At 72.1% G+C, this 21467-nt stretch carries 18 protein-coding genes; 10 read left to right on the top strand and 8 right to left on the bottom strand.

The features are described 5' to 3' along the window. The first annotated feature begins 39 nt into the window (after window positions 1-39). From pta to pyk, 3 genes are all read left to right on the top strand, one after another. Complete coding sequence (gene pta / locus AC067J_RS13990) at window positions 40-2202, top strand: phosphate acetyltransferase (RefSeq protein ID WP_478298801.1); 2163 nt, start codon at window positions 40-42, stop codon at window positions 2200-2202. Next, a complete protein-coding gene (locus AC067J_RS13985) occupies window positions 2199-3413 on the top strand; it encodes an acetate kinase (protein WP_478298799.1) in 1215 nt (404 codons plus the stop codon). The genes pta and AC067J_RS13985 overlap by 4 nt, the downstream gene beginning before the upstream one ends. 94 nt (window positions 3414-3507) lie before the next feature. Then, window positions 3508-4938 carry a pyruvate kinase gene (gene pyk / locus AC067J_RS13980; RefSeq protein ID WP_478298798.1) on the top strand — a complete coding sequence of 477 codons (1431 nt, stop codon included), beginning with the start codon at window positions 3508-3510 and terminating at the stop codon, window positions 4936-4938. A gap of 72 nt (window positions 4939-5010) precedes the next feature. Here pyk and AC067J_RS13975 read toward each other — a convergent pair whose 3' ends face one another. The 4 genes from AC067J_RS13975 to AC067J_RS13960 all read right to left on the bottom strand — a co-directional run bounded on the left by AC067J_RS13975 (window position 5011) and on the right by AC067J_RS13960 (window position 9585). After that, the gene (locus AC067J_RS13975) at window positions 5011-6528 is read right to left on the bottom strand and encodes a hypothetical protein (protein ID WP_478298796.1); all 1518 of its coding nucleotides are present in this window, start codon (window positions 6526-6528) and stop codon (window positions 5011-5013) included. Continuing rightward, complete coding sequence (locus AC067J_RS13970) at window positions 6525-7154, bottom strand: DUF6114 domain-containing protein (RefSeq protein WP_478298794.1); 630 nt, start codon at window positions 7152-7154, stop codon at window positions 6525-6527. Before AC067J_RS13970 ends, AC067J_RS13975 begins: the two co-directional genes overlap by 4 nt. Window positions 7155-7285: 131 nt before the next feature. Next, a complete protein-coding gene (locus AC067J_RS13965) occupies window positions 7286-7951 on the bottom strand; it encodes a DUF6230 family protein (protein WP_478298793.1) in 666 nt (221 codons plus the stop codon). Window positions 7952-8586: 635 nt separating this feature from the next. Further along, window positions 8587-9585, bottom strand: a complete 999-nt coding sequence (locus tag AC067J_RS13960; RefSeq protein ID WP_478298791.1) for a tetratricopeptide repeat protein — start codon at window positions 9583-9585, stop codon at window positions 8587-8589. A gap of 369 nt (window positions 9586-9954) precedes the next feature. Here AC067J_RS13960 and AC067J_RS13955 point away from each other — a divergent pair, with 369 nt between their 5' ends. Further along, window positions 9955-10665, top strand: coding sequence for a TetR/AcrR family transcriptional regulator (locus AC067J_RS13955; RefSeq protein ID WP_478298789.1), 711 nt, complete (start codon window positions 9955-9957; stop codon window positions 10663-10665). 76 nt (window positions 10666-10741) lie between these two features. On the opposite strand, the gene AC067J_RS13950 is transcribed toward AC067J_RS13955, so the two are convergent. The 3 genes from AC067J_RS13950 to AC067J_RS13940 form a co-directional block, all read right to left on the bottom strand. Further along, window positions 10742-12427, bottom strand: a complete 1686-nt coding sequence (locus AC067J_RS13950; protein ID WP_478298788.1) for an acyl-CoA mutase large subunit family protein — start codon at window positions 12425-12427, stop codon at window positions 10742-10744. Between the two features lie 221 nt (window positions 12428-12648). Next, window positions 12649-12990 carry a DUF3817 domain-containing protein gene (locus AC067J_RS13945; RefSeq protein ID WP_478298787.1) on the bottom strand — a complete coding sequence of 114 codons (342 nt, stop codon included), beginning with the start codon at window positions 12988-12990 and terminating at the stop codon, window positions 12649-12651. 76 nt (window positions 12991-13066) lie between these two features. Beyond that, complete coding sequence (locus AC067J_RS13940) at window positions 13067-13606, bottom strand: MarR family winged helix-turn-helix transcriptional regulator (RefSeq protein ID WP_478298785.1); 540 nt, start codon at window positions 13604-13606, stop codon at window positions 13067-13069. A 491-nt stretch (window positions 13607-14097) separates the two neighbouring features. Between AC067J_RS13940 and AC067J_RS13935 the strand changes: the two genes are divergently transcribed. Together AC067J_RS13935 and AC067J_RS13930 are read left to right on the top strand one after the other, a co-directional pair. Continuing rightward, window positions 14098-15735 carry a M4 family metallopeptidase gene (locus tag AC067J_RS13935; RefSeq protein ID WP_478298784.1) on the top strand — a complete coding sequence of 546 codons (1638 nt, stop codon included), beginning with the start codon at window positions 14098-14100 and terminating at the stop codon, window positions 15733-15735. 422 nt (window positions 15736-16157) lie between these two features. Then, window positions 16158-17771, top strand: coding sequence for a M4 family metallopeptidase (locus tag AC067J_RS13930; RefSeq protein ID WP_478298783.1), 1614 nt, complete (start codon window positions 16158-16160; stop codon window positions 17769-17771). Between the two features lie 124 nt (window positions 17772-17895). Here the strand turns inward: AC067J_RS13930 and AC067J_RS13925 are convergent, their stop codons facing one another. Further along, a complete protein-coding gene (locus tag AC067J_RS13925; RefSeq protein WP_478298980.1) occupies window positions 17896-18231 on the bottom strand; it encodes a DUF3817 domain-containing protein in 336 nt (111 codons plus the stop codon). Window positions 18232-18425: 194 nt separating this feature from the next. On the opposite strand from AC067J_RS13925, the gene AC067J_RS13920 reads away from it, so the two are divergent. The 4 genes from AC067J_RS13920 (at window position 18426) to AC067J_RS13905 (ending at window position 21382) form a co-directional block, all read left to right on the top strand. Further along, window positions 18426-19064, top strand: coding sequence for an AIM24 family protein (locus AC067J_RS13920; protein ID WP_478298781.1), 639 nt, complete (start codon window positions 18426-18428; stop codon window positions 19062-19064). After that, entirely contained in the window at window positions 19064-19714 is a 651-nt protein-coding gene (locus AC067J_RS13915; RefSeq protein ID WP_478298780.1) for an AIM24 family protein, read from the top strand. Before AC067J_RS13920 ends, AC067J_RS13915 begins: the two co-directional genes overlap by 1 nt. Window positions 19715-19959: 245 nt before the next feature. Next, on the top strand, window positions 19960-20772 hold the full coding sequence (locus AC067J_RS13910) for an AIM24 family protein (protein ID WP_478298978.1): 813 nt from the start codon (window positions 19960-19962) through the stop codon (window positions 20770-20772). Between the two features lie 85 nt (window positions 20773-20857). Next, window positions 20858-21382: a MarR family winged helix-turn-helix transcriptional regulator gene (locus AC067J_RS13905; RefSeq protein ID WP_478298778.1), complete on the top strand. Its 525-nt coding sequence runs from the start codon at window positions 20858-20860 to the stop codon at window positions 21380-21382. Window positions 21383-21467: the final 85 nt, after the last annotated feature.

Here is a 21467-nt window from a genome sequence, read left to right as displayed (position 1 = left end):
TATGACCACCTTCTGAGACGACGGGACGGAGAGAGCCACGTGGCGCGCAGCGTGTACGTGACCGGGATCGACCGGGGGGACGGGCGGCAGGCGGTGGAGCTCGGCGTCATGGAGCTGCTCACCCGCCAGGTGGACCGGGTCGGGGTGTTCCGGCCGCTGGTGCACGCGCACGCGCCGGTGGGGGCACCTCCCGGCCGCCAGGCCGGGGGAGCGCCCGGGTCGGACCACGTGGTCGAGCTGCTGCGGGCCCGGTACCGGCTGGACCTGCCGGCCCACGAGCTGTACGGGCTGACGTACGAGGAGGCCGCCGCGCTGCAGGCGGCGCAGGGGCAGGACGAACTGGTCTCGGTCCTGGTGGACCGGTTCCGGGCGCTGGAGCGGCGCTGCCAGGCGGTGCTGGTGCTGGGGACCGACTTCGCGGACACCAACATCCCGGACGAGCTCGCCTTCAACGCCCGGCTCGCCAACGAGTTCGGCGCCGCGGTGCTGCCGGTGGTCGGCGGCCACGGCGAGGACGCCGGGACGGTGGTCGCCGAGGTCCGCAACGCCCACCGCGCCTACACCGACCTGGGCTGCGAGACCCTGGCGATGATCGCCAACCGGGTCGCGCCCGGCGCCAAGCAGCCGGTGCAGCGCAAGCTCACCGAGAAGCTGCCGATCCCCGCGTACGTCATCCCCGAGGAGCCGGCGCTGGCCGCGCCGACCGTCGCCCAGCTCGTCGAGGCGACCGGCGCCGAGGTGCTGATCGGGGACGCGGCCGGCCTGGCGCGGGACGTCCGCGGCTTCGTCTTCGGCGGCGCCATGCTGCCGACCTTCCTGGACGCGCTGACCGAGGGCGCCCTGGTGGTCACCCCCGGGGACCGCGCCGACCTGGTGATCGGCTCGCTGGCCGCGCACGCCGCCGGCGCCCCGCCGATCGCCGGGGTACTGCTCACCCTGGGCCAGCACCCCGGTCCGAACGTGATGGCGCTGGCCGCCCGGCTCGCCCCCGGCACCCCGGTCGCGGTCGTCCCGGAGGGCAGCTGGCTCACCGCCGCCGCCCTCACCCATCTGGAGGGCAAGCTCTCGGCGGCCAGCCCGCGGAAGGCCGAGATAGCCCTCGGCCTGTTCGAACTGCACGTGGACACCGCAGAGTTGACCAACCTGATCGAGGTCGGCCGGTCCGAGCGGGTGACCCCGATGATGTTCGAGCACGCGCTGCTGGAGCGCGCCCGGGGCGCCCGCCGGCGCGTCGTGCTGCCGGAGGGCACCGAGGAGCGGGTGCTGCGCGCCGCCGAGGTCCTGCTCCGCCGCAACATCTGCGACCTCACGCTGCTCGGCGAGGTCGACGCCGTCCGCCGCAAGGCCGCGAGCCTGAGCATCGACCTCCCGGCCGAGGACCCGTCCGCCGACCGCGCCCAGGTCCGGATCGTCGACCCGAGCACCAGCCCGCTGCGCCGCCAGTTCGCCGAGCTGTACGCGAAGCTGCGGGCGCACAAGGGGATGACCGTCGAACTGGCCCTGGACGTGGTCACCGACGTCTCCTACTTCGGCACCCTGATGGTGCAGGAGGGCATCGCCGACGGCATGGTCTCCGGCGCGGTGCACTCCACCGCCGCCACCATCCGGCCCGCCTTCGAGGTGATCAAGACCTCGCCGGGCGCGGCCATCGTGTCGAGCGTCTTCTTCATGTGCCTGGCCGACAAGGTGCTGGTGTACGGCGACTGCGCGGTCAACCCCGACCCGGACGCCCAGCAGCTGGCCGACATCGCCATTCAGTCGGCCGCCACCGCCGCCCAGTTCGGCGTCGAGCCGCGGGTCGCGATGCTGTCGTACTCGACCGGCACCTCCGGCTCCGGCGCGGACGTCGACAAGGTCCGCAAGGCCACCGAGCTGGTCCGCGAGCTGCGCCCGGACATCCTGGTCGAGGGCCCGATCCAGTACGACGCGGCGGTCGACCCGCACGTCGCGGCGACCAAGCTGCCCGGCTCGCCCGTGGCCGGCCGGGCCACCGTGCTGATCTTCCCGGACCTCAACACCGGCAACAACACCTACAAGGCCGTCCAGCGCTCGGCCGGCGCGGTCGCGGTCGGCCCGGTGCTCCAGGGGCTCCGCAAGCCGGTCAACGACCTGTCGCGCGGAGCGCTGGTGCAGGACATCGTCAACACGGTGGCGATCACCGCCATCCAGTCGCAGGAACGCAGTGAAGGGGCCGGCGCATGAGTGAGGGCACGCGGGTCCTGGTGCTGAACGCCGGCTCGTCGTCGGTCAAGTACCAGCTGATCGACATGCTCGACGGCACCCGGCTGGCGTCCGGGCTGGTCGAGCGGATCGGCGAGTCCGGCGGGCGGCTGGTGCACACCCCGCGCGGCGGCGCGGAGCGGGAGAGCGTCCAGGCCTTCCCCGACCACGGCGCCGGGCTGAAGGCGGTCGCCGAGGAGCTGGCCGCCGACGGGCTCGGGCTGGACTCCCCCGAGCTGGCCGCGATCGGCCACCGGGTGGTGCACGGCGGCCTGCGGTTCACCGAGCCGACCGTGATCACCGACGAGGTGCTCCAGGAGATCCGCCGGCTGATCCCGGTCGCCCCGCTGCACAATCCGGCCAACATCACCGGCATCGAGGTGGCCCGCGCACTGCGGCCCGACCTGCCGCAGGTGGCCGTCTTCGACACCGCCTTCCACGCCTCGATGCCGGAGTACGCGGCCCGGTACGCGGTGGACAAGGAGGTCGCCGACCGGCACCGGGTGCGCCGCTACGGCTTCCACGGCACCTCGCACCAGTACGTCTCGCGGGCCACCGCGCGGCTGCTCGGCAAGGATCCGGCCGAGGTGAACGTGATCGTGCTGCACCTGGGCAACGGCGCCTCGGCCTCGGCGGTCGCGGGCGGGCGGTGCGTGGACACCTCGATGGGCCTGACCCCGCTGGAGGGCCTGGTGATGGGCACTCGTTCGGGTGACATCGACGCGGGCGTGGTCTTCCACCTGCACCGGGTCGGCGGACTCTCGATCGACGAGATCGACGACCTGCTCAACCGGCGCAGCGGCCTGCTGGGCCTGTGCGGCGACAACGACATGCGCGAGATCATGCGCCGCGCCGAGGAGGGCGACGAGGACGCCCGGCTGGCGTTCGACGCGTACGTCCACCGGCTGCGCAAGTACATCGGCGGCTACTACGCGGTGCTCGGCCGGGTCGACGCGATCGCCTTCACGGCGGGCGTCGGGGAGAACGCGGCGCCGGTCCGGGCGGCCGCCACGGCCGGACTGGACGGCCTGGGCATCGCGGTCGACCCGGAGCTCAACTCGGTACGCTCGCGCGAGCCCCGGCTGATCTCCCCCGAGTACGCGCGGGTCGCGGTCGCCGTGGTGCCCACCGACGAGGAGTTGGAGATCGCCCGGCAGGCCTTCGCCCTGGTCCACCGGTCGGCCGAAAACTGACCCCCCGTCGTCTCGCTCCTCGGAATCCTTCGTCGGCGATTCCTCTCGATTCGGGCCGAATGCACCCATAACACGAACGGATAGACTGATCGATATGCGCCGAGCGAAAATTGTCTGCACCCTGGGTCCGGCGACGGACTCCTACGAACAGCTGAAGGCCATCGTCGAGGCGGGCATGAACGTCGCCCGACTGAACATGAGCCACGGCACCCACGCGGACCACGAGGAGCGGTACCGCAAGGTCCGCCAGGTCTCGGAGGACACCGGCAAGGCCATCGGCGTCCTGGCCGACCTCCAGGGTCCCAAGATCCGTCTGGCGACCTTCGCCAACGGCCCGGTGACCGTCGACAACGGCGACGAGTTCACCATCACCACCGAGGACGTCCCGGGTGACCAGCACATCTGCGGGACCACCTACAAGGGCCTGCCCGGCGACGTCAAGCCCGGCGACCCGATCCTGATCAACGACGGCGTCATCGCCCTGGAGGTCGTCAGCGTCGACGGCCCGCGGGTGAGGACCGTGGTCGTCGAGGGCGGCGTGCTCTCGAACAACAAGGGCATCAACCTGCCCGGTGCGGCCGTCAACGTGCCCGCCCTGTCCGAGAAGGACAAGGAGGACCTGCGCTTCGCGCTGGAGCTGGGCGTCGACATGGTCGCGCTCTCCTTCGTCCGCAACGCGGCCGACGTCAAGGACGTCCACGAGGTCATGGACGCGGTCGGCATCCGGGTGCCGGTCATCGCCAAGATCGAGAAGCCGCAGGCCGTCGAGGCCATGGAGGAGATCGTCCTCGCCTTCGACGCCATCATGGTCGCCCGCGGCGACCTGGCCGTCGAGTACCCGCTGGAGCGGGTGCCGCTGGTCCAGAAGCAGCTCATCACGCTGGCCCGCCGGAACGCCAAGCCCGTCATCGTCGCCACCCAGATGATGGAGTCGATGATCCACGCCTCGCGGCCGACCCGCGCCGAGGTGTCCGACGTCGCCAACGCCATCCTGGACGGCACCGACGCGGTCATGCTCTCCGCCGAGTCCAGCGTCGGCAAGTACCCGGTCGAGACCGTCCGCACCATGAGCCGGATCTGCGAGAAGGCCGAGGAGGAGCTGCTCTCCCAGGGCCTCCAGCCGCTCAACCCGGGCCGCAAGCCGCGCACCCAGGGCGGCTCGATCGCCCGCGCCGCGTGCGAGCTGGGCGACTTCCTCAACGGCAAGGCGCTGGTCGCGTTCACCAAGTCCGGCGACACCGCGCGCCGGCTCTCCCGGTACCGCTCGCCGATCCCGGTGATCGCGTTCACCCCGGACAACGCCACCCGCAACCAGCTCTCGCTGAGCTGGGGCGTCGAGGCCCACGTCACCGAGCAGGTCGGCTCGACCGACGCGATGGTGGCCCAGGTCGACGGCGAGCTGCTCCGCATCGGCCAGTTGACCGAGGGCGACACCGTCATCGTCACCGCCGGCTCCCCGCCCGGCATCCCCGGCAACACCAACATGGTCCAGGTGCACCACCTCGGCACCCGCGGCGACAAGTAGTCCGCACGCACGACGCCCGTGGGGCGGCCCTCCTCGCCGGAGGGCCGCCCCACGGGTGTTTCGGTGCCCGGCCTACCCGGGGTTGCCGGGGTAGGGCGCCTGGTCGTTGTAGAGCTTCATGCCGGGGATCGTCAGGGTGCCGCCGAACTGGCCGGCCTGCACGGCGGTGACGCCCGTCAGCTCCAGCCAGAGCGGCAGCTGGAGCTGGCCGATCAGGTCGTACAGCCACTGCGGCAGCGGCCCGTCCGGGGTGAGGGTCAGCTCCCCCAGGTCGATCGGGATCGGCAGGCCGAGCACCTTGGACAGGTGGCCGGAGAGCCGCTCCACGTACATGGTGACCGGGCCGTTGCGCATGGTCGAGACGGAGCCCGGCGCGCCCTTGACGTGGAAGGTCCGGTCGTTGCCCTCCAGCGTCGACATGTGGAGGTTCTCGATGTCGACGCTTCCGACCTCGAACTTCAGCACCCGCTTGGTGCCGGTCGGCGTCTGGACGTTGACCACGCCGAGCAGCACCGCGTGGTTCAGCGCCAGCCGGGTGGTCTGCAGGGTCCAGTTCTGGTCCGGGACGAGGATGGCGTTGTCCGCCGGCTTCCCGGCCGGGTTGAGGGCCTTGGTGTCGACCAGGCAGTTGGGGTCCTTGGTCGGCGTGGCCGAGGCCGAGCCGGAGGGCGTCGGGGTGCCCGGCGCGGTGGCCTTGGCGGAGGCCGACGGCGAGTTGCCCGCCTTGGGGCTCGCGGAGGGCTTGGCGGAAGCGGAGGGCTTGGCGGAGGGCTTGGCCGACGGCGTCCCGGAGGGCTCGGCCGTGGGCCCGGCGGACGGCGTGCCGGGCGAGGGGGCGGTGGTGCCCGGGGCGGTGGTCGTCGGCGCGGTGGTGACGGGCGGGGCGGTGACGGGCGCGGTGGTGGCGGGCGCCTGCGTGGCCGGGGCGGGTGTGGCCGACGAGGGTGCCGGGGCGGCCGGGGCCACCGCGTGGGCACCGGTGGACGGCGTCGCGGTCGGGCTCGGCGAACCACCCGGCCGGAACAGGCCGGCGATGCCCTCGACGAGGTCGTCGACCAGTCCGGTCCGGGAGGCCCCGGCGGCGGTGTCGCCGGCCGCGGCCTTGGCGGTGGGCGTCGCCGCGGGGGTCGAGGCCGGAGCGGTCGGAGCGGTCGGCGCGGTCGGCGCGGCCGGCGGCGTGGTGGCCGGCGCCGCACTCGTGGGCGGGGTCGTCGGCGCGGTCGTCGGTGCGGCGGCCGTGGGCGCGGCACCGGTCGGGGCGGCCGTCGGGGCCGGCTCCTCGGGGAGCGGGACGGACGGGCCGGGGATCGGCGGCGGCAGCTCGCTCTTCGGGACGGGCGTCTCGGCCACCTTCGGCGGCAGCGGAGCGACGTCCGGGGCGGTGGCGCACGGCTTGCTCGCCGAGGTCTCGGCGATCGCCGAACCGGGCGTGTAGGCGGCTGCCATCAGCAGGGCGGTCGGCACCGCGGCCATCGCCAGCGCGCGGCCGCGCAGGCGGATCCGGACCGGCGTCCGGGGCGCCGCGTGCCGGGCGGAGCGCGGCGCCGGACCGGCGTCCTGGGCGTTCCGCTGCTCGTCGGGCGCGGTCACCGCACCTCCTTGGGCTCACCGGCCTGCTGCGGGACGGTTCCCTCGGCGGCGGACGGGGTGGCGTCCTCGGCCGGGGGCTCGCCCTGGGCGGGGACGGCCGGGATCTGCGCGGTGGCGGCCTCGGCGGCGACCGTCCCGGCCGTGGCCGGGTCGGCGGTCGGCTCCGCTGCGACCGGGTCCGCGGCCGTGACGGCTTCGGCCGCCTCGACCGCCTGCGGCGCCCGCACCGGCGCCCAGGCCATCATCAGCCCGCCGCCGATGAGCCCGGGCAGCAGGGCCATGCCGAAGCCGGCCAGGTTCGAGACCGGGATCGAGACGAGGGTGAGCAGCGTGGTGGCGACGCCCGCGAAGATCCGCACGGCGGGCTGGAACCAGGCGGTGAACCCGAGCAGGATCAGCAGCACGCCGATGATCAGCGAACCGGCGCCCGCCGTGGTGGACATGGCGATGGTCACGCCGCCCAACGACAGGTGTGCGTAGGGGAAGTACAGGATCGGGCCGCCGGCGATCATGGCCAGCAGGCCGCCCCAGAAGGGCCTGGTGCGGCGGAATTCGCGGAAGCTCCGCCAGAGCCACCCGACCGGGTTCCGGTGTTCGGGCCGGGATCCGGCCGTTGCGCTGGACATGGTGCAGCTCCTCGATGTCTCTACGAGGGAGAACAAGTGGTGTCGGGCCGGGAACGGCGGCTGCCCGCCGTTCCCGGCCCCGGGAAGACCCGTCACTCGGGCGTGCCGACCGGCACGCCGTCAGGCGAGGCTCAGAAGCACTCGTTGTTCGGGCCGTCGCCGCCCTTGAGCTTGAGGCTCAGGCCGTTGAGCACGAAGGTGCCGGCCGAGGTGGCGCGCGCGGTCTGCTTGACGTCCGTCAGCACGGCCTCCTTCGCCGCCTGGGAGAAGCCGAGGGCGCCGGTCGGGAGCTTCGCGCCGGCCTCCTTCAGCGCCGGGTGGCCCTTCCAGCCCTGGGTCGCCGAACCGGTGAGGGTGGAGGCGTCCTGGCCGATGTTGATGTCGGTGAAGGTCGCGTCGGCGTCCAGCTGCTCCAGGTCGATCAGCAGGTTGTGCGCGGTGACCGGCTTCTTGTCGTTGTTGCCGGCGTTCAGCTGGAGGGTGATCTTGCCGAGGCCGAGCTTCGACAGGTCGGTCACCACCGACTGGCACAGGTTGTGGATCTCGGCATCGTCGAAGGCCGAGACCGCGACCGGGTGCGGGGTGCCGTTGGCCTCGATGTCGACCGCACCGAACTGGGCGAAGTTGCTGCCCTTCAGGTACGTGGTCTTCACCTTGAACTGCTGACCGGAGACGCTGAACGACGCCGCGAGCGCGCTGTTGGCAATCGAGACGCCGACCATCGCGGTGGCCGCGATGCTCGGCACCATCACCAGGGCGAAGCGCTTCCAGCGGGTCTTGCCGTGGGTCTGGGACATGCGTGTCCTCCTTCTGGACGTACATCTCCGGCTCCCCGGCGGTGCGTCCCGCACCGGTGGGGGGCCTGGGATGGGAGAGAGCTACGTCCTCGGTAGCGGAGAGCGCCGTGGCAACACGGGCGATCCCCCCGAGCGACAACCAGTGACCGCGCGGGCAGCGCGGCCTGACGAAGGACAGGAACCGCCGTGGGACCGCGGATACCCCCCTGCCCTCATGCCGGCGGCCGGGGCCGTCGGCTGCCCGGTGGGGATCCCCTGTTCCGTCCTCACCGGCCGGCTGCCGGGAGTTGGAGTGTGGGGACCGGGCGTGCCGATGCTGCTCGAATACCGGGCTGAGCACAAGAGGTTCATTACTGACGGGTAATCCAACATCCAATGGCGAGGATCATGAAATCGGTCACATGAACACGCAGCGTCACGAATTGAAGGAATCGTGACGGCGAAATCCCCCGGAAACGTCAGTGAAACACCCGTGGACGGTCACATGTCGTGACCGTCCACGGGCGTTGTCAAGATTTGGTAAACCTCAGACGCGATGACCGGATTGTCGCCAAATCACCAGCGACACAGCAGGCCGTCCGCGGTGCCGGTACCGGGCCCCGGGCCCGTCCGGCGAAGCCCGGCGGGGCTGGGCCTCAGAAGAGCACCCGGGCCAGCGCCTGGCGGGCCGCCGTGACCCGCGGGTCCTCGGTGCCGATCACCTCGAACAGCTCCAGCAGTCGCACCCGGACGGCGTTCCGGTCCTCGCCGAAGGTCTTGCCCACGGTCTCCACCAGCCGGCCGAAGGCGTCCTCGACGTGCCCGCCCACCAGGTCCAGGTCCGCGGCCTGCAGCTGCACCTCGACGTTCTTCGGGTCGGCGGCGGCCGCCGCCCGGACGGTCTGGAGGTCCAGCCCCTCCACCCGGCGGAGCAGCTCCGCCTGGGCGAGGCCGAGCTTGGCCTCGGTGTTGCCCGGCTCGTCGGCCAGCACGTTCTCGTACGCCTGGATGGCGCCGCCCAGGTCGCCCCGGTCCAGCGCGTCGTGGGCCGCGGCCAGCGCCGGGTCCTCGGGCCGGCGCGGCGCCTCGGCCGGCTCGCCGCCGGTGCCCGGCAGGCCCGCGCCGCCGACGATGCCGAAGCGCTGCTCGGCGACGAGGATCAGCTGGTCCAGCACCTTGCGGACGTTGGCCTCGTTCTCGGCGCCCTGGAAGAGCGGCACGAGCTGGCCGGCCACCACGGCCATCACGGCCGGGATGCCCTGGATGCCGAACTGCTGGGCGATCAGCTGGTTGCTGTCGACGTCGATCTTGGCGAGCACGATGCGGCCGGCGTACTCCTCGGCCAGGCGCTCCAGGATCGGGCTGAGCTGCTTGCAGGGCCCGCACCACTCGGCCCAGAAGTCGATGACGACCGGCACCTCGGTGGAGCGCTGGACGACCTCGGTCTCGAAGGTGTCCTCGGTGACGTCGATGACGAGCTGGTAGCCGGGCGAGACCGGGGCCGTGCCCGACTCCTCGGCGGCGGCCGCCTGGCGGGCCCGCTCGGCCCTGGCCTGCTCGGCCTTCTGGGCAGCCTCGCCGGCTGCCTTCACTGCGGCGAGATCGACCGCACCGCGCAGGGCGGAGCTGTTGAGACGCGAATTCCGTGGCTGCATGGCACCATCCTCCCCCGTCCGCGCTGCCTGCGGGCACCAACCTCCCGGAAAACCGACCCGCGCGGGCTGCGCGACCCCGATTCCCCGAGCGGAGAACCCACCCCCCGATAGCCTGAACCGTTGGCGCGGATCCCCATCCGCGCCCGCGCCGCCCCCGTCCCACGGGGTGCACGGCGCCTGGTTGTCACCAGCTTTCGCTACGAGTCGTAGCGTAACTGGACCGAGGGCACCCGCCGCAACCCCCACCGGCACTCCCGCAACGTGAGCTGCCCCACTTTCCGGTACGGCCCGGCTGACCTGGACACGGTGAAGTCGCTACCGTTACCAGCCCCACCCAAGTTACCAACCGGTAAATCGCAAGGAGGCCCGGTGCCGGCCCCCCAGCCCCCCGTGACCCCGGCGCACCAGGTCCGCCCGGCCGAGCCCCCTCAAGCCCCGGCCCCGCAAGCCCCGGAGAGCCCCGACGGCGCCACCGCCCGCGCCAAGGGCCGCCCGCGCAGCGCGGCCGCCGACCGCGCCATCCTGGACGCCACCCGCGAGACCCTCGCCGACCTCGGCTGGGGCGGGCTCACCATGGGCCACGTCGCCGCCCGCGCGGGCGTCGCCAAGACCACCCTGTACCGGCGCTGGCCGTCCAAGAACGAGCTGGTGGTGGACGCCGTCGCCAGCCTCTTCGACGAACTCGTGATGCCCGACCTGGGCAGCCTGCGCGCCGACATCGAGGCCGTCGTCGCCCAGTTCGCCGACCTGCTGGCCCGCCCGGAGACCCAGGCGGCGCTGCTCGCGCTGTTCGCCGAGGGCACCCGCGACCGGCAGCTGCGCCGGCGGATCCGGGAGGCGATCGTCGACCCCCAGAAGCGGCTGGTCCGGCAGGGCCGGGCCGCCGCCCAGGCGCGCGGCGAGCTGGCCCCGGACTGCGACGAGACCACCGCCGGCGAGGAGATCGACATCATCTTCGACACCATCGCCGGAACGGTCGAGCACCGGGTGCTGGTCAGCGGCGAACCGATCACCCGCGAGTGGACCAGACGGTTCACCAACCTGCTGCTCGGGCCCTTCCCGAGCCTGCTGGCGCCCTGACCGGACGCCCCGCCCGGACGGCGGAGAGCCGCCCCGCACGCGGAGGTGCGGGGCGGCTCGGCACGGCGGACCGGGGTCAGAACCGGGCGGTCTCCCGGTAGATGCCCCACTCCTCGCGCAGCGCGTTGCAGATCTCGCCCAGGGTCGCCTCGGCCCGCACCGCGTCCAGCATCGGCGGGATCATCGACTCGCCGGACCGCGCGGCGGCCAGCATCGCGTCCAGCCCGGCCCGGACCGCGGCGTCGTCGCGGGCCGCCTTGCGCTCGCGCAGCACCCGCACCTGCTCGCGCTCCACCTCGTGGCTGACCCGCAGGATCTCCAGCTCGGGGGTGACGCTGCGCGGGTGGCAGTTGACGCCGACGACGCGCTTCTCCCCCTTCTCCACGCCCTGCTGGTACTGGAAGGCCGCCTCGGCGATCTCGCCGGTGAACCAGCCGTCCTCGATCCCGCGCAGGATGCCGGAGGTGATCGGGCCGATCTCGTGGTCGTCCCGGCCCTTGTCGAGGATCTTCCGGAAGATCTCCTCGGCCTGCTGCTCGATCCGGTCGGTGAGCGCCTCGACGTACCAGGAGCCGCCCAGCGGGTCGGCCACGTTGGTGACGCCGGTCTCCTCCATCAGCACCTGCTGGGTGCGCAGGGCGATCTCGGCGGCCTGCTCGGAGGGCAGCGCCAGCGTCTCGTCCAGGGCGTTGGTGTGCAGCGAGTTGGTGCCGCCGAGCACCGCCGAGAGCGCCTCGACGGCGGTGCGGACCACGTTGTTGTACGGCTGCTGGGCGGTGAGCGAGACGCCGGCGGTCTGGGTGTGGAAGCGCAGCCACTGCGCCTTGTCGGTCTTCGCGCCGAACCGGTCGCGCATCCAGCGGGCCCAGATCCGCCGGGCGGCGCGGAACTTGGCGATCTCCTCGAAGAAGTCCAGGTGCGCGTCGAAGAAGAAGGAGAGGCCGGGCGCGAAGACGTCCACGTCCAGACCGCGGGAGAGGCCCAGCTCGACGTAGCCGAAGCCGTCGGCCAGGGTGTACGCCAGCTCCTGCGCGGCCGTCGCCCCGGCCTCGCGGATGTGGTAGCCGGAGACCGAGAGCGGCTTGTAGGCCGGGATGCCCTCGGCGCAGTACTCCATCAGGTCGCCGATCAGGCGCAGGTGCGGCTCGGGGGCGAAGAGCCACTCCTTCTGGGCGATGTACTCCTTGAAGATGTCGGTCTGCAGGGTGCCGTTGAGCACCGCCGGGTCGACGCCCTGGCGCTCGGCGGCGACGAGGTACATGCAGAAGACCGGGACGGCGGGGCCGCTGATCGTCATCGAGGTGGTGACCTCGCCCAACGGGATGCCGCCGAACAGCACCTCCATGTCGGCGGCCGAGTCGATGGCCACGCCGCAGTGGCCGACCTCGCCGAGCGACTTGGCGTCGTCGGAGTCGTAGCCCATCAGGGTCGGCATGTCGAAGGCGACCGAGAGGCCGCCGCCGCCGGAATCGAGGATCATCCGGTACCGCTCGTTGGTCTGCTGGGCGTTGCCGAAGCCGGCGAACTGGCGGATGGTCCAGGTCCGGCCGCGGTAGCCGGTCGGGTGCAGGCCCCGGGTGTACGGGTACTCGCCCGGCCAGCCGATCCGCTCGAACCCCTCGTAGGCCTGCCCGGGGGCCGGCCCGTAGACGGGCTCGACCTCGTCCCCGGAGAGGGTGGTGAAGTCCGCGTCCCGCTTGCGGGCGCGGTCGTACCGCTGCTGCCAGCGCTGACGTCCGCGCTCGATCTCCTCGGCGTCCATGACCCCGAACTCCGCTCCGTACGGCCGCCACACCAGCGGGCGGCACTGCTGTTAGGACGTCCTACTAATTTACTCGGACGTCCTAGTACTTGTCGACGGACGCCCGGGGCGACATGCGGCGGATCCGGCCACCCCGCGGGCGGGGCCCGGGCCGGACGGGTCCCGGTACGCGAAAGGGCGCCCTCCCCGACGGGAGAGGGCGCCCTGCGGAACACCTGGGGTCAGACGCCGGCGGGCTGGCGGGCGGCGTCGCCGGACGGCAGCTTCTCCGCGGCCTCGGCGACCACCCGGCGCTCGGCGACGAAGGAGGCGAACGGGATGCAGCCGGCGGCCAGCGTGAGGACCATCCGGCCCAGCGGCCACTTGAGCTTCTGGCCGAGCATGAAGGTCACCACGAAGTACCCGATGTAGAGGTAGCCGTGCAGCATCGCCACGTAGGTGGTCACGTCCTCGGCCGCGTGGAAGCCGTACTTCGCCACCATGAAGCCGCAGAACACCAGCAGCGCGACACCGGTCGCGATGGCCAGGGCCCGGTACCAGCCCACCAGGGGGGTCGCCTTCATAACTACAATCGCCTCGCTCGGCAGGATCGGGGGGTACGCCCGGTTCCGCGCACCGCTCCCACGAGGGTAACCGTCCTCACGCCCCGTCCCGCGCAGGCCCCTCGGCCTCCGGCTCGGTGAAGTCACCGGCCGCCACCCGCAGCGGCCGGAGCAGGTCGAACACCTCGCGGCACTGGTCGGCGTCGTACTCCTCCAGGCCGAACTCCACCGACATCAGCCCCCGGGTGGCCTCCTCGACGACCTCGCGGCCCCGGGCGGTGATCGCGGCGAGCACGCCGCGGCCGTCCAGCGGGTTGGGCCGGCGGGCGACCAGGCCGGCCCGCTCCAGGCGGTCGACGGTGTTGGTGACGCTGGTCGGGTGGACCATCAGCCGTTCGCCGATCTTGGAGAGCGAGAGCTCGCCGGTCCGGCTGAAGGTGAGCAGCACCAGCGCCTCGTAGCGGGCGAAGGTCAGCCCGTACGGCTTGAGGACCGCGTCCACCCGGGACAGCAGGATCTGGTGGGCGCGCATGATCGAGGTGATCGCCGCCATCGAGGGGACGGCGCCCCAGCGGCGGGCCCACAGCTCGTCGGCGCGGGCGATCGGGTCGAAGTCGAGTGCGAGGGGCTTTGCCACGTCCTTACCGTACCGGCGGGTGGGGCTGGTGCTACCAGGCGTCCTGATGGTGGACAAGTGCGACACGTGGCGGGATCCCGCCAGACGGTCAAGCAGGTACGGACCAGGACATTGCGCGGATGTGAACCACCGCCAACAGGGCATCGGGGGGCGAAGGTTGGCGCGCGAACCGGCGCCCGGCCCGGTATCAGGCCTCGGTTCGGACGGTAACCCGCTGCAAGGCCGGGCGATTCGCCCCTTTTGCCGCCCTGTTCACCATCCGCCGCACTGGCGGGACCTGGCCAATCCATGAAGCAGACCTGTCATTTCACTAGTTGGATTGTCATGCTTTCGGCCAGCCCCGTTCGACGATCACCGCCCCCACTCACCGGTGACCGCCGTGGACCGCACGGAGCAGCACGTCAGCGCCCGTTCCGCCCCTCAGGTGCCGCCCCGGCACCCCGGAGCGAGGCGCGCCCGCACACACGCGGTTTCTCCGGAAGGACCTGTACGTGAAGCGAAAGCTCGCAGCCGGCGCCGTACTCTCCGCCACCGCCCTCCTCACCGGCGTCATCCAGGTGAGCACCGCCGCCCAGGCCACCCCGACCCCGTCGGCCCAGGCGCAGGCCGCGCAGCAGCGCGCCGGCCTGATCGCACTGGCGGGCGGTCAGTCCGGCCCGCTGGCCAAGGCGCTCGCGCTGGGCGGCCAGGAGACGCTGGTCGCCAAGGACGCCGTGGTGGACGCCGACGGCACCCGCCACCTCCGCTTCGAGCGCACCTTCGCCGGCCTGCCCGTGCTCGGCGGCGACCTGGTGGTGCACCAGGCGTCCGACGGCGCGGTGAAGGCGGTCGACAAGGCCGTCACCGCGCAGATCTCGGTACCCAGCCTGACCCCGGCGATCCCCGCCGACAAGGCGGCCTCGCAGGCCTCCGGCGCGGTGCGGTCCACCGTCGGCATCGCCGCCGACAAGGACGAGTCCCCGCTGGCCGAGGTCCACCAGGCCGGCGCCGCCCAGCTGGTCGTCTGGGCCGCCGACGGCAACCCGCGGCTGGCCTACCGGACCACCGTCGAGGGCGTCCGCGCCGACGGCACCCCGAGCAGCCTGCTGCTGGTCACCGACGCCGCCTCCGGCGAGGTGCTCTCCAGCCACGAGCAGGTGCAGACCGCCACCGGCACCGGGACCGGCGTCTTCGTCGGCAGCGTCCCGCTGACCACCTCGACCGCGAGCGGCGGCTACTCGCTGAAGGACGCCTCCCGCGGCGGCCAGTCCACCAGCGACCTCAAGGGCAGGACCTCCGGCTCGGGCACGCTGTTCACCGACGCCGACAACAAGTGGGGCGACGGCACCGCCGCCAACCGCCAGTCGGCCGCGGTGGACGCGCAGTTCGGCGCGGCGGCCACCTGGGACTACTACAAGAACAGCTTCGGCCGCAACGGCATCAAGAACAACGGCGTCGGCGCCACCAGCCGGGTCCACTACGGCCGGAACTACGTCAACGCGTTCTGGAACGACTCCTGCTTCTGCATGACCTACGGCGACGGCGACGGCAACACCCACCCGCTGACCGAGCTCGACGTGGCCGGCCACGAGATGACCCACGGCGTCACCTCGGCCACCGCGGGCCTCAACTACTCGGGTGAGTCCGGCGGCCTCAACGAGGCCACCTCGGACATCTTCGGCACCATGGTCGAGTGGTCCGCCGACCTCCCCTCCGACAAGCCGGACTACCTGATCGGCGAGGAGATCGACATCAACGGCGACGGCACGCCGCTGCGCTACATGGACAAGCCCTCCAGGGACGGCGGCTCGGCCGACTCCTGGTCGTCGGGCGTCGGCAGCCTGGACGTGCACTACTCCTCGGGCGTCGGCAACCACTTCTTCTACCTGCTGGCCGAGGGCAGCGGCGCCAAGACCATCAACGGCGTCGGCTACGACAGCCCGACCTCGAACGGCTCGACGCTCACCGGCATCGGCCGCACCAAGGCCGCGGCGATCTGGTACCGCGCGCTGACGGTGTACTTCACCTCCACCACCGACTACAAGGCGGCCCGCACCGGCACCCTGAGCGCCGCCAAGGACCTGTACGGCGCCGGCAGCGCCGAGTACAACGCGGTGGCGGCCGCGTGGAGCGGCGTCAACGTCAACTGACGTCCGCGCGGCGGGCGCCCGGGGTCCTCACTGGGAGGGGAGGCCCCGGGCGTCCGGCGTTCCGGGGCCGCCGCCCCTCCGGGCGCGCGTAGCAACGGCGGGCGGGGTCGGCAAGGGTCGCCGATGGCGGGAACACGCCAAGGGGTCGAACCTCGCGAAACCGGACATCCGACACACCGTCACCAGCCCTACCGGCCACTGGCGAGACCTGGCCAATCACCTTCGGCACCCTGTCCTTTCACCACCTGCATTGTCATGCTTCTGACCACGCCCCGTCGGGCGGCCGTCGCCCCCACCCATCGACGGACCGCCAGGCCGCACGGGACAGCACGTCAGCGCCCTACCGCCCCACGGCGCCAACCCCGGCGCCCCGGTACGCGGCGTGACCGCGCACCCGCGGTTTCGTGGAAGGAACCCCGTACGTGAAGCGAAAGCTGACAGCCGGCGCCGTACTCTCCGCCACCGCCCTGCTGGCGGGCGCCATCCAGGTCGCCGCCGCCCCCGCCCAGGCCGCTCCGCCCGCGCCGCTCCAGCAGCGCGAGGCCCTGATCGCCCTGGCCGGCCAGCAGGCCGCGCCGGTGGCCCGGGCCCTCGACCTCGGCGGCCAGGAGCAGCTGGTGGCCAAGGACGTCATCGTCGACGCCAACGGCACCCGCCACCTGCGCTACGACCGGACGTTCGCCGGCCTGCCGGTGCTCGGCGGCGACCTGGTCGTGCACCAGAAGGCCAACGGCACCATCGCCTCGGTGGACCGGGCCTTCGAGGGCCGCCTCTCGCTGCCGAGCCTCACCCCCGCGCTCTCCGCCGGCACGGCCTCCACCCAGGCCGTCGACTCGGTCCGCGCCACCGTCGGCATCGCCGCCGACGCCGACGAGGTCCCGGTCAGCCGGGTCGACGGCGCGAGCGCGCCCACCCTGGTGGTCTGGGCGGGCGACGGCAGCCCGCGCCTGGCCTACCAGACGGTGGTCCACGGCGAGCGCGCCGACGGCACCCCGAGCAGCCAGCGGCTGATCACCGACGCCGCCAGCGGCAAGGTGCTCTCCACCCACGAGGAGGTGCAGACCGCGGTCGGCTCCGGCAAGGGCGTCCACGTCGGCTCGGTCACCCTGAACACCACCCAGAGCGGCTCCACCTACCAGCTCAAGGACCCCACCCGCGGCAACCAGTGGACCGGCAACGCCAAGAACGGCAACGCGATCTTCACCGACGCGGACAACGTCTGGGGCAACGGCCTGGCGTCCGACCCCCAGTCCGCCGCGGTGGACGCGCAGTTCGGCACCGGCGCGACCTGGGACTACTACAAGAACACCTTCAACCGCAACGGCATCAAGAACAACGGCGTCGGCGCGAGCAACCGGGTCCACTACGGCAACGCCTACGTCAACGCCTTCTGGCAGGACGCCTGCTTCTGCATGACCTACGGCGACGGCACCGGCAACAGCAACCCGCTGACCGCCATCGACGTGGCCGGCCACGAGATGACCCACGGCGTCACCTCGGCCACCGCCAACCTGACCTACTCCGGCGAGTCCGGCGGCCTCAACGAGGCCACCTCGGACATCTTCGGCACCATGGTCGAGTGGTACGCCAACCTGCCGGTGGACGTGCCGGACTACCTCATCGGCGAGAAGATCAACATCTTCGGCAACGGCAAGCCGCTGCGCTACATGGACAAGCCCTCCAAGGACGGCCAGTCCAAGGACACCTGGTACTCCGGGATCGGCGGCATCGACGTCCACTACTCGTCGGGCGTCGCCAACCACTTCTTCTACCTGCTGTCCGAGGGCAGCGGCGCGAAGACCATCAACGGCGTCAGCTACAACAGCCCGACGTCCAACGGCTCCACCATCGTCGGCATCGGCCGCAACAAGGCCGCGGCGATCTGGTACCGCGCGCTGACCACCTACTTCACCTCCAGCACCAACTACAAGGCGGCCCGCACCGGCACCCTGAACGCCGCGAAGGACCTGTACGGCGCCGGCAGCACCGAGTACAACACGGTGGCCGCCGCCTGGAGCGCGGTGGGCGTCAACTAACCGCCACCGGACCACTCCCGGAGAAGCGACAGGCTGCCGGGGCCCACTGGGAGAGGGGGCCCCGGCAGCCTGTCGGCGTTCACGGCGCCGGACGGCCCGTCCGGCCCGTCCGGCGCGTCCGGCGTCAGGCCGCGGCGTCCGCGGCGACCGGCTTCGCGGCCGGCGCGCCGTCCCGCTCCTCCTTGGCGAGCATCCGCTCGGCGACGAAGCCGCCGCCGGGCAGCACCGAGAGGACGAACAGCACCGCGCCGCGCTTGACGTCCCACTTCTGCGACTGCCAGGCCATGATCCAGAAGACCACGTACAGGATGAAGAGGATCCCGTGGACCATGCCCATCACCGGCACGCCGTTGAAGCTGGTGGTGCGCTTCAGCACCGAGCACAGCAGCAGCAGGAGGAAGGAGACCCCTTCGGGGCCGGAGACCAGGCGCAGGCGGTGGACGGCGCTGCTGTTCACGATGGGTACCTCGATACGGGTCGGAGATCGCTTGTGAACCGGCTCACAAGCATCCGGTCCATTATCACCGAGCACACGCCCGGGCCCGCGCCCGGGGGTGTCCGGAACGGAGCCCGGGCCGCCGGTTTGTCCCAGACGCGTACCAGAACACCCGCGCCCCCTCCCCGGGCCGGGCCGCCGACCGCTACATTGCGCCCGTGGCACAGTTTCGACTCCAGGGGTCCAAGGTGCTCGCCGTCGACATGACGGGCGACACCGTGAAGGCCAGAAACGGCTCTATGGTCGCGTACACCGGCCAGATGGGCTTCAAGAAGCTCAGCGGCGGCGGCGACGGCCTGCGGGGCATGGTGACCCGCCGGCTGACCGGCGAGCAGATGGTGGTCATGGAGGTGAAGGGACAGGGCACCTGCTACTTCGCCGACCGGGCGACCGAGGTCAACCTCGTGCGGCTGAACGGCGAGACGCTGTACGTCGAGTCCGACAACCTCCTCTGCACCGAGGGGACGCTGAAGACCGGCACCAGCTTCACCGGTCTGAACGGCGTCTCCTCCGGCAACGGCCTGTTCACCACCAAGGTCGAGGGCCACGGCTGGGCCGCGGTCACCTCCATGGGGCCGGCGATCATCCTCCGGGTCTCCCAGGGGATGCCGCTGCGGGTCGACCCGGGCGCGTACGTGGCGCACACCGGCAACCTCAGCCGCTCCCTCAAGTCGGGCGCCGGCTGGAGCACCTTCATCGGCGAGGGCGGCGGCGAGGCCGTCCAGGTGGAGTTCTCCGGAGAGGGCCTGGTCTACGTGCAGCCGTCCGAGAAGCTGACCGTCGGGGGCGACGTCTGATGGCGTTCACGAAGATCAACAACAAGATGATCGAGGCGATGGTCGTCCCCGGTCAGCGGCTGTTCAGCCAGCGCGGCGCGATGCTCGCGTACACCGGCGAGGTCCGGTTCACGCCGAACATCACCGGCGGGCAGGGCGGGGTCATGTCGATGATCGGCCGCCGGGTGGCCAACGAGGACACCCCGCTGATGAGCGTCGAGGGCCAGGGCAGCGTGATGTTCGGCCACGGCGGCCACCACGTCCACGTGATCGACCTCACCGGCGACACCCTGTACGTCGAGGCGGACCGGTTGCTGGCCTTCGAGGGCTCGCTCCAGCAGTCCACCATGTTCATGGGCTCGCAGGGCGGCGTGATGGGCATGGTCCGCGGCCAGGTGACCGGGCAGGGCCTGTTCACCACCAAGCTGGACGGCCACGGCGCGGTGGCGGTGATGGCCCACGGCGGCGTCTTCGAGCTGCCGATCACCCCGCACCAGCCGGTGCACGTCGACCCGCAGGCCTACGTCGCGCACCGCGGCCAGGTCCAGAACAAGCTGTCCACCGCGCTGGGGTGGCGCGACATGATCGGGCGCGGCTCCGGCGAGGCGTTCCAGCTGGAGCTGTCCGGGCACGGAACGGTGTACGTGCAGGCGAGCGAGGAGAAGCTCTGATGTCCTACCCGCCGCAGCCTCCGTACGGGCAGGACCCGTACGGCCAGCCCACCCAGCCCGGCTACCCGCAGCAGCCCCCGCCCGGCTACCCCCAGCCGGGCCAGCCGTACCCGCAGCAGCCCCCGCAGGGCTACCCGCAGCCCGGGTACCCGCAGCAGGGCTACCCGCCGCCCCCGCCGCAGGGCTACCCGGCCCAGCCGCCGCAGCAGTACGCCCAGGAACAGTTCGGCGGCGCGCAGGCCCCGCTGCCCAAGGCCCAGGACGGCTCGGGGCCGGTGGTGCACGACGCGCACAGCCTGCCGTCCGACGACAACGTCAACCCGTACGCCTTCTCGGTGGACCTCAACGGGTCGTACTTCCTGCAGAAGGGCAAGATGATCGCCTACTACGGCGACATCTCCTTCAAGGGCGTCGGCGCCGGGGCGATCGACCGGATGCTCGGGCAGCACTTCAACTCGCCGATGCACGCGGCGGACTGGGTGGTCGCCGAGGGCCGGGGCAAGCTGCTGCTCGCCGACCGCGCCTTCGACCTCAACTCCTACGACCTGGAGGAGGGGAACCTGACGGTCCGCTCGGGCAACCTCCTCGCGTACGAGCCCACGCTGCGGCTCAAGCAGTCGATCATCCCCGGGTTCCTCACCCTGATCGGCAGCGGCAAGTTCGTCGCGGCCTCCAACGGGCCGGTGCACTTCGTCGAGCCGCCGATCCGGGTGGACCCGCAGGCGCTGGTCGGCTGGGCGGACTGCCCGGCGCCGTGCCACCACTACGACCACGACTACATGCACGGCGTGATCGGCGGCATCCGCCGGCTCACCGGGATGGGCGGGGCGTCCGGCGAGGAGCACCAGTTCGAGTTCATCGGCGCCGGCCAGGTGCTGCTGCAGTCGACCGAGGTGCTGATGGCCGAGCGCGCGGTCGGCCAGGTGCACGCCGAGGCCGGCGTGCCGATGGGCGGGGTGCCGCCGCAGCACGCCTCCGGCCACGGCGGCCAGCTGCCGAACGTGAACGTGCCGGGCCTCGGTAACCTGGGCGACCTGGGACGGCGCTTCGGGCTCTGAGGGGCCGTGGCCGGATCCGTGCGGCCGGGGCCGTGAGCGCCGGTAAATTCGTACAACATTGAACTAATTGCGCTATGCTGGCCCCATGGACACGCACACGATCGCCCCGGCCGACGTCTCCTCCTCGCAGCCCGACGGGCCCGAGGAGGAGACGCCCTGGCTGACCGCCCGGGAGCAGCGGTTGTGGCGCGCCCACCTGGAGGTCGCCAAGCTGCTCGACTACCAGCTCGGACGCGAACTCCAGCCGCACAACCTGGCGATCAACGACTACGAGATCCTGGTCGTGCTCTCCGAGGCCCCCGAGCGGCGGATGCGGATGACCGACCTCGCCACCGCGACGCTCCAGTCCAAGAGCCGGCTCTCGCACCAGATCACCCGGATGGAGAACGCCGGCCTGGTGCTGCGCCAGGAGTGTCCGGGCGACCGCCGCGGGCTCTACGCCCACCTCACCGAGCAGGGCTGGGAGACCATGCAGCGGGTCGCCCCGGACCACGTCCGCAGCGTCCGGGCGCACTTCATCGACCGGTTCACGCCCGAGCAGCTGGACGCGATGTACGAGGCGCTGGCCCCGGTCGCCGAGCACCTGCGCGGGCTGCGCGGGCGCTCCTGACCCGCCCCGGCACCGCCCGCGCCGCTCCACCGGCCGCGCACCGCGAAGGCCGGCACCCCCGTGCGGGGTGCCGGCCTTCCGTGCG

It is taken from the genome of Kitasatospora sp. NPDC042419 (assembly GCF_056437345.1).
This window is presented reverse-complemented; position numbering and strand designations above follow the sequence as displayed.